This window comes from Paraburkholderia sp. BL9I2N2 (assembly GCF_004339745.1).
GTDB lineage: Bacteria > Pseudomonadota > Gammaproteobacteria > Burkholderiales > Burkholderiaceae > Paraburkholderia.
Genome location: NZ_SMGP01000001.1, coordinates 4,415,451 through 4,428,478, shown reverse-complemented (window position 1 = coordinate 4,428,478; position 13,028 = coordinate 4,415,451). Strand labels below are relative to the sequence as shown.

12 protein-coding genes are annotated in these 13,028 nt (G+C 59.5%); all 12 read right to left on the bottom strand.

What is annotated here, in order from left to right; all coding sequences use genetic code 11:
* Positions 1-788: 788 nt before the first annotated feature.
* Positions 789-2,519, bottom strand: coding sequence for an AMP-binding protein (locus B0G74_RS20195; RefSeq protein WP_132376539.1), 1,731 nt, complete (start codon positions 2,517-2,519; stop codon positions 789-791).
* A 234-nt stretch (positions 2,520-2,753) separates the two neighbouring features.
* Positions 2,754-3,179, bottom strand: coding sequence for a F0F1 ATP synthase subunit epsilon (locus tag B0G74_RS20190; RefSeq protein WP_012434800.1), 426 nt, complete (start codon positions 3,177-3,179; stop codon positions 2,754-2,756).
* Between the two features lie 69 nt (positions 3,180-3,248).
* On the bottom strand, positions 3,249-4,643 hold the full coding sequence (gene atpD, locus B0G74_RS20185) for a F0F1 ATP synthase subunit beta (RefSeq protein ID WP_132376538.1): 1,395 nt from the start codon (positions 4,641-4,643) through the stop codon (positions 3,249-3,251).
* 101 nt (positions 4,644-4,744) lie between these two features.
* On the bottom strand, positions 4,745-5,629 hold the full coding sequence (gene atpG, locus B0G74_RS20180; RefSeq protein WP_132376537.1) for a F0F1 ATP synthase subunit gamma: 885 nt from the start codon (positions 5,627-5,629) through the stop codon (positions 4,745-4,747).
* Positions 5,630-5,767: 138 nt separating this feature from the next.
* A complete protein-coding gene (gene atpA, locus B0G74_RS20175; protein ID WP_132376536.1) occupies positions 5,768-7,309 on the bottom strand; it encodes a F0F1 ATP synthase subunit alpha in 1,542 nt (513 codons plus the stop codon).
* Between the two features lie 58 nt (positions 7,310-7,367).
* A complete protein-coding gene (locus B0G74_RS20170) occupies positions 7,368-7,907 on the bottom strand; it encodes a F0F1 ATP synthase subunit delta (protein ID WP_132376535.1) in 540 nt (179 codons plus the stop codon).
* Positions 7,908-7,909: 2 nt separating this feature from the next.
* On the bottom strand, positions 7,910-8,380 hold the full coding sequence (locus tag B0G74_RS20165) for a F0F1 ATP synthase subunit B (RefSeq protein WP_006050845.1): 471 nt from the start codon (positions 8,378-8,380) through the stop codon (positions 7,910-7,912).
* 138 nt (positions 8,381-8,518) lie between these two features.
* Entirely contained in the window at positions 8,519-8,788 is a 270-nt protein-coding gene (gene atpE / locus B0G74_RS20160) for a F0F1 ATP synthase subunit C (RefSeq protein WP_007180033.1), read from the bottom strand.
* A 93-nt stretch (positions 8,789-8,881) separates the two neighbouring features.
* Entirely contained in the window at positions 8,882-9,733 is an 852-nt protein-coding gene (atpB, locus tag B0G74_RS20155) for a F0F1 ATP synthase subunit A (RefSeq protein WP_132376534.1), read from the bottom strand.
* Positions 9,734-9,896: 163 nt separating this feature from the next.
* Positions 9,897-10,442: an ATP synthase subunit I gene (locus tag B0G74_RS20150; protein WP_132376533.1), complete on the bottom strand. Its 546-nt coding sequence runs from the start codon at positions 10,440-10,442 to the stop codon at positions 9,897-9,899.
* An 806-nt stretch (positions 10,443-11,248) separates the two neighbouring features.
* Positions 11,249-12,136, bottom strand: a complete 888-nt coding sequence (locus tag B0G74_RS20145) for a ParB/RepB/Spo0J family partition protein (protein ID WP_132376532.1) — start codon at positions 12,134-12,136, stop codon at positions 11,249-11,251.
* Positions 12,137-12,154: 18 nt separating this feature from the next.
* Positions 12,155-12,946 (bottom strand): ParA family protein, encoded by a 792-nt coding sequence (locus B0G74_RS20140; RefSeq protein ID WP_132376531.1) that lies wholly within the window; start codon positions 12,944-12,946, stop codon positions 12,155-12,157.
* Positions 12,947-13,028 lie beyond the last annotated feature (82 nt).

The window sequence follows — 13,028 nt, the reverse complement described above, 5'->3', positions numbered from 1 at the left end:
TGCAGGGCGCTGTTAAGTAAAAACCGAACAATAACGTCAAATCGATTAATTAGCGAACCGGCCCTTGTGCCCCGATTGCGTGTAGGAGGGATGTTGCAACGCAGCCAGGCGACATTATTTGGATTCCGGAAATCGGTCCGGGCGGGCAAGCACCTGTAACACGGGCGATTCCTGTTCCAAAAGATGAACGTGCAACCATTTCATGCGGAATCGACTTAACGGATTACGCGGCATTATGCATCGCGAATAGCATCAATCATGCGTACGAAATTGCGAGCGAGTCATCGGTAAAAATTGCGTTTTAAACGTTTCCTTTTGGCAATTTATCCTGCAGCGCCTTATCTGGCGGGCGTTACAACCTGAAACACTTTGTTACCGCGCTCGTAGGTTAATTCGCCCACAATGCCCTCAACGGTTTCAACACGGATGTGGCTGGGTGCGTGGTGTGAGCGGATACGATGCACTTGCCGGTCGGCGTATGCCGAAGCCCTGTGAAGGGGCATCCCTGCTGGGGCCGTGTCGACGCAGGGTCGTCGTCTCAGTCGGTTCCTTCTTTGGTCTCCTCGCGCTAACCCCGTAGCGTGTGGTTTTTAGCGGGCTCCAGGCCCGCTTTTTTTTCGTCTGGCCAAACGTTTGCGCAGCGCTGTAAAGCGCTGTTTCGGGCATATTCGCGGTACTTGAGCGACCTTGCGCGGCAAACGCTTTGCCCCTCCGGTCTTATCTTTTGTACCTCAGTGGCTGATCCGCTTCGTGCAATGATGTGCCGCGCGCGGACCAGCCGTTGAGCGTTACGCCGTCTTGTCTTCCCGCAGCTTCAATTCACTGATCATCTGCTCGCGCATAATGAACTTCTGCACCTTGCCGGTCACCGTCATCGGCAGTTCGTCGACGAAGCGGATGTACTTCGGCACCTTGTAGTGCGCAATCTGCCCCTGGCAGAACTGCTGGATCTCTTCAGCCGTCGCTTGCTCGCCCGAGCGCAATACGACCCACGCACAGACCTCCTCGCCGTACTTCGCGTCGGGCACGCCGAACACCTGCACGCTCTGGATCTTCGGGTGGCGGAACAAAAACTCTTCGATCTCGCGCGGATAGATGTTTTCGCCGCCGCGAATCAGCATGTCCTTCAGCCGGCCGACGATGTTGCAGTAGCCTTCGGCATCGAGCGTCGCCAGATCGCCGGTATGCATCCAGCCGTCGACAATGCTTTCGCGTGTCTTCGCCTCGTCACCCCAATAGCCCTGCATCACCGAATAGCCGCGCGTGCACAGTTCGCCGGTTTCGCCCACCGGCACGATCTCGCCGAGCGGGTCGACGATTTTCACTTCGAGGTGCGGCTGGATGCGGCCGACCGTCGTCGTGCGCTTGTCGAGCGGATCGGTCGTCGAGCTCTGGAAAGAGACCGGGCTGGTTTCCGTCATGCCGTAGGCGATAGTGATTTCGCCCAGATGCATTCGAGAGACGACCTTCTTCATGGTCTCGATCGGGCAAGGCGAGCCCGCCATGATGCCGGTGCGCAAGCGCGAAAAGTCGTAGGTGGCGAAGTTCGGATGGTCGAGTTCGGCGATGAACATGGTCGGCACGCCGTGCAACGCGGTGCACTGCTCTTCCGCGACCGCGGCCAGTGTTGCAGCCGGCTCGAAGCCCTCGCCCGGAAATACCATATTCGCTCCGACCGACACGCACGCCAGCACCGCCAGCACCATGCCGAAGCAGTGATACAGCGGCACGGGGATGCACAAGCCGTCCTGTTCGGTCAACCGCATCGCCATCGCGATGTAGCGCGCGTTGTTCACCACGTTGCTGTGGGTCAGCGTCGCGCCCTTCGGATTGCCTGTTGTGCCGCTGGTGAACTGGATATTGATCGGCTCATGGCACGAGAGCGTGGCGCCAATGGCGTCGAGCTTCGCCACGTCGAGCGACACGCGCCCCTGCTCGATCACGTCGGAAAAGCTCAACATACCCGGCGTTTCCGTGTCGCACATGCGAATCACGTAGCGCAATTCCGGCAACTTAGCCGCGTGCAGTTCACCAGGCGCTTGCGTGGCCAACTCGGGCGCGAGTTCCTGCAGCATTTCCAGGTACATAGACGTCTTGAAACGCTCGGCAGCGATGATCGCCTTGCAGCCGACCTTGTTCAGCGCGTACTCAAGCTCCGCAAGCCGATACGCCGGATTGATGTTGACCAGCACGGCGCCGATGCGCGCGGTCGCAAACTGAGTCAGCAACCATTCCACACGATTGGGCGACCAGATGCCGACGCGGTCCCCCTTCTCGATACCGAGCGTGAGCAGCCCTGCCGCCAAAATGTCGACTTCTTCGGCGAACTCCTTCCATGTCCAGCGAATGCGCTGCTCGCGAAACACCACCGCCGGACGGTCCGGAAAGCGTGCGGCCGTATCGCGCAGAAACTGGCCGACTGTTGCTTCGCTCAGCGGGATATCGGTCGACCCACGGACATACGACAGTCCGTCTTTGGGTTCGATGAGTGCACCTTTGCCTGACACGTGCGTTGCCATGGTGTTGTCTCCGTGAGCTGAGCAGAAGCTCGCCTATTGAAATGAATTTGAAATCGATTGTGCCACCGGCGCGTGTCTGTCCGGCATCAAGTCTTACCCGCAGCGCATTCCAGACTGCCAAGGCGTGGCGCCAATCGATTCGAAAACCCGATTTTGCTGACCTTTCCGTAAACGTCAAGTCATGGTCAAAAAAAAGCAGCCCCGAAGGCTGCTTTCTCTCTGATGCGAATTGCTTTAGTTCTGACCGCGCAGCTTGCGCAGACGCTGAATCGCAGCGAGCTGAGCCGTCGCGTACGCGAGTTCCGCTTGCGCGGTTGCGTATTCGAGGTTCGAACCCGTGTTCTGCAGCGCTTCTTCCGCACGCTTGCGTGCATCTTCAGCCTTGGCTTCGTCGAGGTCCTTGCCGCGGATAGCCGTGTCGGCGAGAACCGTCACAGCGCCCGGCTGGATTTCGAGGATGCCACCGGCGACGAAGACAAACTCTTCTTCACCGTTTTCAGCTTCGATGCGCACCGCACCCGGACGAATCCGCGTGATGAGCGGCGTGTGGCCCGGCAAAATGCCGAGTTCACCTGCTTCGCCCGGCAGCGCGACGAACTTCGCCTGGCCCGAGAAGATTTGCTCTTCCGCGCTAACGACGTCTACTTTAATGGTTGCCATATCGACTCCTGGTGAGCGTAATTCGAGGGCACCGACATGGGCCGGCGCCCGCTTCTATACACCCGACCTTTACTGGATCTTCTTGGCCTTTTCGAAGGCTTCGTCGATCGTGCCGACCATGTAGAACGCTTGTTCCGGCAGGTGGTCGCACTCGCCGTCAACGATCATCTTGAAGCCACGGATCGTTTCCTTAAGCGGCACGTACTTGCCCGGCGAGCCCGTGAACACTTCAGCGACGTGGAACGGCTGCGACAGGAAACGCTGGATCTTACGAGCGCGCGCCACGGCGAGCTTGTCTTCCGGCGCCAGTTCGTCCATGCCCAGAATCGCGATAATGTCGCGCAGTTCCTTGTAGCGCTGCAGCGTTTGCTGCACGCCGCGTGTGATCGAGTAGTGCTCTTCACCGATCACGTGCGGGTCGATCTGACGCGAGGTCGAATCGAGCGGGTCGACTGCCGGGTAGATCCCCAGCGAAGCGATGTCACGCGACAACACAACCGTTGCGTCCAAGTGGCCGAAAGTCGTAGCCGGAGACGGGTCGGTCAAGTCATCCGCAGGGACGTACACGGCCTGAACCGACGTGATCGAGCCGGTCTTGGTCGACGTAATACGCTCTTGCAGCTTACCCATTTCTTCAGCCAGCGTCGGCTGATAGCCCACTGCCGACGGCATACGGCCGAGCAGTGCCGACACTTCCGTGCCTGCCAGCGTGAAACGGTAGATGTTGTCGACGAAGAACAGCACGTCGAGACCTTCGTCACGGAAGTGCTCAGCCATCGTCAGACCGGTCAGCGCGACGCGCAGACGGTTGCCCGGCGGCTCGTTCATCTGGCCGTACACCAGCGCGACCTTGTCCAGAACGTTCGAGTCCTTCATTTCGTGATAGAAGTCGTTCCCTTCACGGGTACGCTCGCCAACACCGGCGAACACGGAGTAACCACCATGTTCCTTAGCGATGTTGTTGATCAGTTCCATCATGTTCACGGTCTTGCCCACGCCGGCGCCACCGAACAGGCCAACCTTACCGCCCTTGGCGAACGGGCAGATCAGATCGATAACCTTGATGCCGGTTTCGAGCAGTTCCGTCGACGGCGACAGGTCCTCGAAAGCCGGAGCCTTCTGGTGAATACCGCGAACCACGTCCGAGTTGATCGGGCCGGCTTCGTCGATCGGGCGACCCAGCACGTCCATGATCCGGCCGAGGGTCGGCTTGCCGACCGGCACGCTGATCGGCTTGCCGGTGTTCTTCACCGTCGTACCACGGCGCAGACCGTCCGATGCACCCAGACAGATGGTACGGACGACGCCGTCACCCAGCTGCTGCTGGACTTCGAGGGTCAGTTCCGAACCTTCGAGAATGAGCGCGTCGTAAACCTTCGGCATGTGGTCACGCGGGAATTCCACGTCGATCACCGCGCCGATGCACTGTACGATCTTGCCTTCTACCAAAGCAGTAGTACTCATCGCTTTTCCTTTAGATACTCAATTCTTCACTTGCGCAAAGGCGCAGTTTCGGTGGGTGCGCCACGAAGGCGCACACGAAGCGGCATGCCTGACCGTCAAGGTCAGACTGCCGCCGCGCCACCGACGATTTCCGACAGTTCTTTCGTGATCGCGGCCTGACGGCTCTTGTTGTACACGAGCTGCAGTTCGCTGATGACCGTCTTCGCGTTGTCCGAAGCGGCCTTCATCGCGACCATCCGTGCCGACTGCTCCGATGCCATGTTTTCCGCGACGGCCTGATAGACCAGCGCTTCGACATAACGCACCAGCAGTTCGTCCACTACTGCCTGCGCGTCCGGCTCGTAGATGTAGTCCCACTGCGTGCTCGGCGTCGTGCCGTCTTCTTCCTGGCGCTCGAACTGATCTGCCGACAGCGGCAGCAGTTGCTCGATCACCGGCTCCTGCTTCATCGTATTGACGAAGCGCGTGTACGCCAGGTACACCGCCGAAACCTTGCCTTCCGAGTACAGGTCGAGCTGCACCTTCACCGCGCCAATCAGCTTTTCCAGATGCGGGGTGTCGCCCAACTGCACGACATTCGACACCACATGGGCGCGCAGACGATTCAGGAAACCCAGCCCCCTGGTGCCGATCGCAGTTGCTTCGATCGTCTTGCCCTGGTCTTCCAAGTCCTTGAACTTCTGCAGCGACGCACGCAGCACGTTGGTGTTCATGCCGCCGCACAGACCCTTGTCGGTCGTGACGAGGATGATGCCGGCCGCCTTCGCGCCTTCGTTCGACACCATGAACGGGTGACGATACTCCGGGTTCGCACGGCTCATGTGCGCAGCGATATCGCGGACCTTGTCAGCATACGGGCGAGCAGCGCGCATGCGCTCCTGGGCGCGGCGCATCTTCGATGCGGCCACCATCTCCATCGCTTTCGTGATCTTGCGCGTGTTTTGCACGCTCTTGATCTTGCCGCGAATTTCCTTCATTCCAGCCATTGCTTGCTCCTTGTCGGCCCGAGTTAGCGCTTTAGCGGTTACTCGGGTCCCATGCAAAGCGATCGAAGTAGCGCGGGTTCAGTTTCCTGCGACCCGCGCCGCTTCAAGGTCCGTTATGCCTTGCGGATCACTCGCGGATCAATAAGCGCCGGACTTCTTGAAGTCTTTGAGAGCCGCATGCAGCAGGGCTTCGTCGTCCTTCGAGAGTTCCTTGGTATCTTCGATGCGCTTGACCAGGTCAGCGTGGCTCGACTTCAGGTGTTCGCGCAAACCCTTTTCGAACGGCAGCACTTGCGAAATTTCCAGATCGTCGAGGTAGCCGTTGTTCGCAGCGAACAGCGCAACCGCCAGTTCCCACACTTGCAGCGGCTGATATTGCGGCTGCTTCAGCAATTCCGTCACGCGGCGGCCGCGCTCCAGCTGCTTGCGGGTGGCTTCGTCGAGGTCCGAGGCGAACTGCGCAAACGCAGCCAATTCACGGTACTGCGCGAGGTCGGTACGGATACCGCCCGACAGTTTCTTCACGACTTTCGTCTGAGCCGCGCCACCGACGCGCGACACCGACACGCCGGCGTTAATTGCCGGGCGGATACCTGCGTTGAAGAGGTCGGTTTCCAGGAAGATCTGGCCGTCGGTAATCGAGATCACGTTCGTCGGAACGAATGCGGTCACGTCGCCTGCTTGCGTTTCAATGACAGGCAGTGCCGTCAGCGAACCGCTCTTGCCCTTCACTTCGCCGTTCGTGAACTTCTCGACGTACGCTTCCGAGACGCGAGCGGCACGTTCCAGCAAACGCGAGTGCAGATAGAACACGTCACCCGGGTAAGCTTCGCGGCCCGGCGGGCGGCGCAGCAGCAACGAGATCTGGCGGTATGCCCAAGCTTGCTTGGTCAAATCGTCATACACAATCAGTGCGTCTTGACCGCGGTCGCGGAAGTATTCGCCCATCGTGCAGCCGGCGTACGGAGCGAGGTATTGCATCGCAGCCGATTCCGAAGCCGAAGCGGCCACGACGATCGTGTACTCCAGCGCGCCGGTTTCTTCCAGCTTGCGCACCACGTTCATGATCGACGAAGCCTTCTGGCCGATCGCGACGTAGATACAGAAGAGGTTCTTGCCCTTCTGGTTGATGATCGCGTCGACTGCGACAGCGGTCTTGCCGCACTGGCGGTCGCCAATGATCAGCTCACGCTGGCCACGGCCAATTGGCACCATCGCGTCGATCGACTTCAGACCGGTTTGGACCGGTTCCGAAACCGACTTACGCCAGATCACGCCCGGAGCAATCTTTTCGATTGCGTCGGCTTTCTTCGCATTGATCGGGCCCTTGCCGTCGATCGGGTTGCCCAGTGTGTCGACCACACGGCCGAGCAGTTCCGGGCCCACCGGCACTTCCAGAATGCGGCCGGTCGTCTTGACCACGTCGCCTTCCGAAATGTGTTCGTACTCACCCAGAATCACGGCGCCGACCGAGTCGCGCTCGAGGTTCAGTGCGAGACCGAAGGTGTTGCCCGGGAATTCGAGCATTTCGCCCTGCATCACTTCCGACAGGCCGTGAATACGCACGATACCGTCGGTCACGGAGATCACAGTGCCCTGGTTGCGAACGTCTGCGCTCGCTTCAAGGCCCTGGATCCGGCTCTTGATCAGCTCGCTGATCTCAGAGGGATTGAGTTGCATTATTCGCTCCTGATAGTCAATTCTGTTGCGTGCCAGCCGCTTCAGCGCTTTAGGCGCTTCAGGCCGTCAGAGCCGTCTGCATGCTGACAAGCCGCGCGCGGACCGAGGTATCGAGCACTTCGTCGCCAACCGTCACGCGCACGCCGCCGATCAACGACGAGTCGATCTCGACCGTCGGCTTCAGCTTGCGTTTGAACTTGCGTTCGAGACTTGCGATGAGGTCGTTCAACTGCGCGCCTTCGAGCGGGAATGCGCTGACGATCAGCACATCTGCCGCCCCTTCGCGGGCGTTCTTCAACTCTTCGAACTGCACAGCGATTTCCGGCAGCAATTGCAGACGATGGTTGTCCACCAGCATTTGCACCAGATTCTTCGCTTGCGCATTGTCCTTGAGCGGCGACTTGACCGCGGCCAGCAGCAGTTCGCTGACCTGGGCGCGGCTTACTTTCGGGCTCGAGGCGATCGACAGCACTTCGGGCAGACGCGCAACCTGTGCCAGCTCCTGCACGAGCGTGGACCAGGCGGCGATGTCACCAGCTTCGGCCACGCCAAACAGCGCTTCTGCGTACGGACGGGCGATGGTTGCAAGTTCGGCCATGATCAGAGCTCGGCTTTCAGTTGATTCAGCAGGTCAGCGTGAGCTGCCTGGTCGACTTCGCGCTTCAGGATCTGTTCAGCGCCCTTCACAGCGAGTGCAGCGACTTCGCCGCGCAGCGTTTCGCGCGCTTTCACGACTTGCTGTTCCGCGTCGGCTTTCGCTTGCGCGATGATGCGAGCGGCTTCAGCCTGTGCTTGAGCCTTGATTTCGTCAGCGACTGCCACAGCGCGCTTTTCTGCGTCTGCAATACGTTGCTGACCGTCGTTGCGTGCCTGAGCGAGTTCCTGGTCGACGCGCTTGTGAGCGGCTTCGAGTTCTGCCTTGCCCTTTTCAGCAGCCGACAAACCGTCAGCGATCTTCTTCGAGCGCTCGTCGAGGGCGTTGATCAGCGGCGGCCACACGAACTTCATCGTGAACCACGCGAGGATCAGGAACACGACCATTTGCGCAAACAGGGTTGCGTTGAGATTCACGGTGTTTCCTTAAACGTTGCTAGTTCGGAAAGTGAAACGGCAAGGCGCTCATCGATTCTGTATTCGATCAGCGCCCAAGTGCCCGTTCCGCCCTGCGCCTTTACCAGTTATAGCTCAGGCGCAAACTTCCGAGGAACCTCAGCCTGCCAGCTTCGACAGCAGCGGGTTCGCGAACGCAAACAGCATTGCCACACCAACGCCAATCAGGAACGCAGCATCGATCAGACCAGCCAGCAGGAACATCTTGGTTTGCAGCGGGTTCATCAGTTCAGGCTGACGTGCACATGCTTCGATGTACTTGCCGCCCATCAGGCCGATACCGATACAGGCGCCGATTGCACCCAGGCCGATGATGATGCCGATACCGATGGCGGTCAGACCCTGGATGTTGGCGATGAAAGCTTGCATGATCACTCCTTTGTGAAAAGTCTTTTAGAACTGGTTGGAACTTGGATTTAATAAAACAAAACTAAAAACAATTCGTCGTTCGACACGCCGTGATTAGTGGCTGTCGTGTGCCTGTCCGATGTACACCAGCGTCAGCATCATGAAAATGAACGCTTGCAGCAGAACGATCAGGATGTGGAAGATTGCCCAAACCGTGCCTGCGATGACATGGCCGATAAAGCCGAGCACTGACGCGTCCGCGCCGAAACCCCACATGCTGCCGAGCAGGGCAATCAGCAGGAACAACAGCTCGCCCGCGTACATGTTGCCGAACAGCCGCATGCCGAGCGAAACCGTCTTTGCGACGAACTCGATGATGTTCAATGCAAGGTTCGGGATCCACAGCAGCGGATGCGCGCCGAACGGAGCCGACAGCAGCTCATGCACGAAGCCGCCGGCGCCCTTGATCTTGAAGTTGTAGTAAATCATCAGCGCGAACACGCCGAGCGCGATGCCGAGCGTGCCGTTCAGGTCGGCGGTCGGCACGATGCGGTGATGGGGGATCACTCCCGAGAGGCCCAGCCAGCCGATCACACGGCCCGGCAGGTCGACGGGGATAAAGTCGAGCGAGTTCATCAATGCGACCCAGACGAACACGGTCAACGCGAGCGGCGCGATGAACGTGCGGGTGCCGTGGATCATCGATTTCGACTGATCTTCGACCATCTCGACCAGCATTTCGATCGCGCACTGGAAACGACCCGGCACACCGGACGTCGCCTTGCGGGCTGCCAGATGCAGGATGGCGATCGTGGCCAGACCGCAGACGATCGACCAGAAAAGGGTGTCCAGATTCCAGACGTGAATGTCGAAAATCGACGTCTGGTGCGCGGTGGAAAAGTTCTGCAAGTGGTGCGCGATGTACTCGGACGGATCCAGAGCGCGCGTGCCTTCGCTAGCTGCCATATCGTTAATGCCACCCAAATTGTCGAAAATCGTCTTAGCCCGAGCCCACAGCAATTCTGTGTTGCGGGAACGCGCCGGGTGCGGATCGTGTCATATCCGCACTCCTTACGCCAGCGCTGCGCGCCAGCCTGAATTTTTTGCTGCTACTTTTGTTGCTGCTACCTTAGCGCCAGGCTAAGGCGATCCAGTACGTCTTGAGCGCGACGAGGTAAGTCACGAGCAGCGGAACCCAGCGTACGTCGTGATACCAGAAGGCGATGGCTACAAACATCGCGATCGTTGTCCCCATCTTGAGCGCTTCGCCGATCATCCAGCTCATCACTGTTTCAGCGCCGCTCAGCGTTCTAAGTCGTGCCGCGAACAACGCGCCTGGCACCCAGCAGATCGCCCCCCCCAGGAACGCGGATAGCGCAGCAGCGCCCGGCGGCTTGTAAAACAGCCACCACACCAGCGTAGCACCCAGGGACAAAACCATTTGCGCCGCCACGACCTTGAAAGGCGTAACGCGCGATGGACGACTCACGTTGGGACCAAATAGCTTTTCAGCTTCAGCCCGCGTGAGCGGAACGATATTGTTATCTTGCTGCTCGACATCCCACGCTTCGTCAGGTGTCGCTTGCTGACCGGTGGACGCAACGGAAGCTTTGCGTTCATCGCGGTGTTCGTCGTGCCCATTCTTCGGCGCTTGATTCGACGTTTTGACCGCCATCGCAGTGTTCCGAAAGTCTTATTCCAGCCCGCGAGCTTACGCTGCGCTTACGGGGTTCCCGTGCAATTAAATCCGGGCGATTGTAAGCGATAGTTGCAGGCAATTCAAGACTTTAGGCCGTTCAATAACCAGCGTGAAAAGCCTCTCCACCATGCGGGAACGACCGCTTCGCGGGGTGAAAGACGTCAAATGTAAGGCTGTCGGGGGGTGCCAAAACATGCGGTTTGACTCGGGTGAGTTTGCACGCGTCGAGAGGCCGTTTAAACGTCGCAGCAGACGTCTCGAAAATGCAACAAACGTCGATTTTTGCCTATGCAGGTGGACATGGCGGACGGCGCCGGGTAGGCGTGAAGTGGTGCGCTCTTATTCGTGAACTAACTGGTGCGTGACGATCCACGAGAAAGGCTTTCGCGAAGTATCTCGCTCGCTCGCGTCCAATGAGTGCGCTAGTGGGTTGGCGGGCAGCTTTCAGCTTTCGCGTCGGGCACGCCCTCCTCCATGAGATTTATTCGCGCGGAGATTGCAACATAACAACTATGCGCGTGCCCGCCGTAATCCTCGCGGCCAATGAGTCCCATTGGACGTCTCGATATATGAGCAATCCTGATTATCTAGCGCCGCTTTTATTTAGGAATCCATCGAACGTTGATATGGATCACCGATCGGTCGCAAGGTCCGATCAGTGCTCCATGCGTTTGTTTTGCAAGCCCGCCGCCCCAAAGCACTCATGACGTACCCAACAGCTTGCGATCGGCATTCAGGCCCATCGCAAGCCTATCAGGCTCCCTTCCCATTCGACTCGCCGATCAGGCGGTGGCGTTGCCACGCAACCGGACCAGAATGCCTTCCAGCGCGTCCAGATCACCGAAGTCCACCAGCACCTGCCCGCGCCCGCGTCGGCCGAGCTTGATCTTGACCGTCGCCGCCAGCAAGTCCGACAGTTCTTCTTCGAGCCGTCGCGTATCGCGGCCACCATCGGGATTCGCACGCGCCTTCACCGCTGGCGCAGTCTTTGTGGTCGCCGTCACCAGCTTTTCGGTTTCGCGCACCGACATGCGCTTGTTGACGACCTGGTTGGCCAGCGTGATCTGGGTCGCGGCGTCGACGGCCAGTAGCGCACGAGCATGCCCCATGTCCAGATCACCAGCCAGCAGCATCGTCTGTACGGGCGACGCGAGGTTGAGCAAACGCAGCAGATTCGATACCGCACTACGCGAGCGCCCGACCGACTCCGCAGCCTGTTCGTGCGTGAAATTAAACTCGTCGAGCAAGCGCTGGATGCCTTGCGCCTCTTCCAGCGGATTCAGGTCTTCACGCTGAATGTTCTCGATCAGCGCCATCGCGGCGGCGGCCTGATCCGGCACGTTCCTCACCAGCACCGGCACTTCGTCGAGGCCCGCGAGACGCGCCGCGCGAAACCGCCGCTCGCCGGCGATGATCTCGTACTTGTCCGCCGACACAGGACGCACGAGGATCGGCTGCATCACCCCCTGAGCGCGGATGCTGGCCGCCAGTTCCTGCAATGCGCCCTCGTCCATACGCGTACGCGGCTGATACTTGCCCGCTTGCATCTTGCTGAGCGGCAGCACGTTGGGCGCGCCTTCGATCGCCACCGCCTCGGTAATGTCAGCTGTGCCACCCAGCAACGCTTCCAGGCCGCGACCCAATCCCTTTTTTCTCGCTACTGCATTCATCGTGCTTCCTCGATCCGCTTAGGATGCCTGGGGCGCGTCATTCAATGCGCGCACCCGCTCAATCATTTCCGCGCCGAACTGCACATACGCCTGCGCACCGCGCGATGCCCTGTCGAACACCACGCCCGGCAAACCATAGCTGGGTGCCTCGGCAAGACGCACGTTGCGCGGGATCACCACGTCGAACACCTTGTCGCCGAAATGTTCTTTCAGCTGATCTGAAACTTGCTGTTGCAACGTGATGCGCGGATCGAACATCACGCGCAGCAGACCGATCACCTTCAGGTCGCGGTTCAGGTTCGCGTGCACCTGTTTGATCGTGTTGACCAGATCGGACAAGCCTTCGAGTGCAAAGTACTCGCATTGCATCGGAATCACGACGCCGTGCGCGGCGCACAGGCCGTTAAGCGTCAGCAGCGACAAAGCCGGCGGGCAGTCGATCAACACGAACTCGTATTCGTTTTCGACCGCCGCGAGCGCGGCCTTCAATTGACGCTCACGGTTCTGCACGCTGACCAACTCGACCTCGGCCCCCGCGAGTTCGCGGTTCGCGGGCAGCACGTCGTAACCGACTGCTTCCGGCCGCACTCGCGCATCGGCCACAGCGACGCCGTCGACCAGCACTTCGTAGACGGTGTTGGCGCACGCTGCTTTATCGATGCCACTGCCCATCGTGGCGTTGCCCTGCGGGTCCAGGTCGATGAGTAGGACTCGCTGTCCCTGCGCTGCCAAGCTCGCGGCCAGATTGACTGTGGTCGTCGTCTTACCGACGCCGCCTTTCTGGTTCGCAACGCAGAAGATTTTTGCCATCGTTGATGTGTCCCTTTTGCAGCTTGGATGAAGTAAAAATCGTGGGTGATACTGATGCGACGTTGCGGCTGGCCGGCGCCAG

What these genes read in the sequence shown, in the direction of transcription:
- B0G74_RS20195 (WP_132376539.1), bottom strand. Translation starts at nt 2,519, where the DNA reads ATGGCAACGCACGTGTCAGGCAAAGGTGCACTCATCGAACCCAAAGAC.
- B0G74_RS20190 (WP_012434800.1), bottom strand. Translation starts at nt 3,179, where the DNA reads ATGGCAACCATTAAAGTAGACGTCGTTAGCGCGGAAGAGCAAATCTTC.
- atpD (WP_132376538.1), bottom strand. Translation starts at nt 4,643, where the DNA reads ATGAGTACTACTGCTTTGGTAGAAGGCAAGATCGTACAGTGCATCGGC.
- atpG (WP_132376537.1), bottom strand. Translation starts at nt 5,629, where the DNA reads ATGGCTGGAATGAAGGAAATTCGCGGCAAGATCAAGAGCGTGCAAAAC.
- atpA (WP_132376536.1), bottom strand. Translation starts at nt 7,309, where the DNA reads ATGCAACTCAATCCCTCTGAGATCAGCGAGCTGATCAAGAGCCGGATC.
- B0G74_RS20170 (WP_132376535.1), bottom strand. Translation starts at nt 7,907, where the DNA reads ATGGCCGAACTTGCAACCATCGCCCGTCCGTACGCAGAAGCGCTGTTT.
- atpE (WP_007180033.1), bottom strand. Translation starts at nt 8,788, where the DNA reads ATGCAAGCTTTCATCGCCAACATCCAGGGTCTGACCGCCATCGGTATC.
- atpB (WP_132376534.1), bottom strand. Translation starts at nt 9,733, where the DNA reads ATGGCAGCTAGCGAAGGCACGCGCGCTCTGGATCCGTCCGAGTACATC.
- B0G74_RS20150 (WP_132376533.1), bottom strand. Translation starts at nt 10,442, where the DNA reads ATGGCGGTCAAAACGTCGAATCAAGCGCCGAAGAATGGGCACGACGAA.
- B0G74_RS20145 (WP_132376532.1), bottom strand. Translation starts at nt 12,136, where the DNA reads ATGAATGCAGTAGCGAGAAAAAAGGGATTGGGTCGCGGCCTGGAAGCG.
- B0G74_RS20140 (WP_132376531.1), bottom strand. Translation starts at nt 12,946, where the DNA reads ATGGCAAAAATCTTCTGCGTTGCGAACCAGAAAGGCGGCGTCGGTAAG.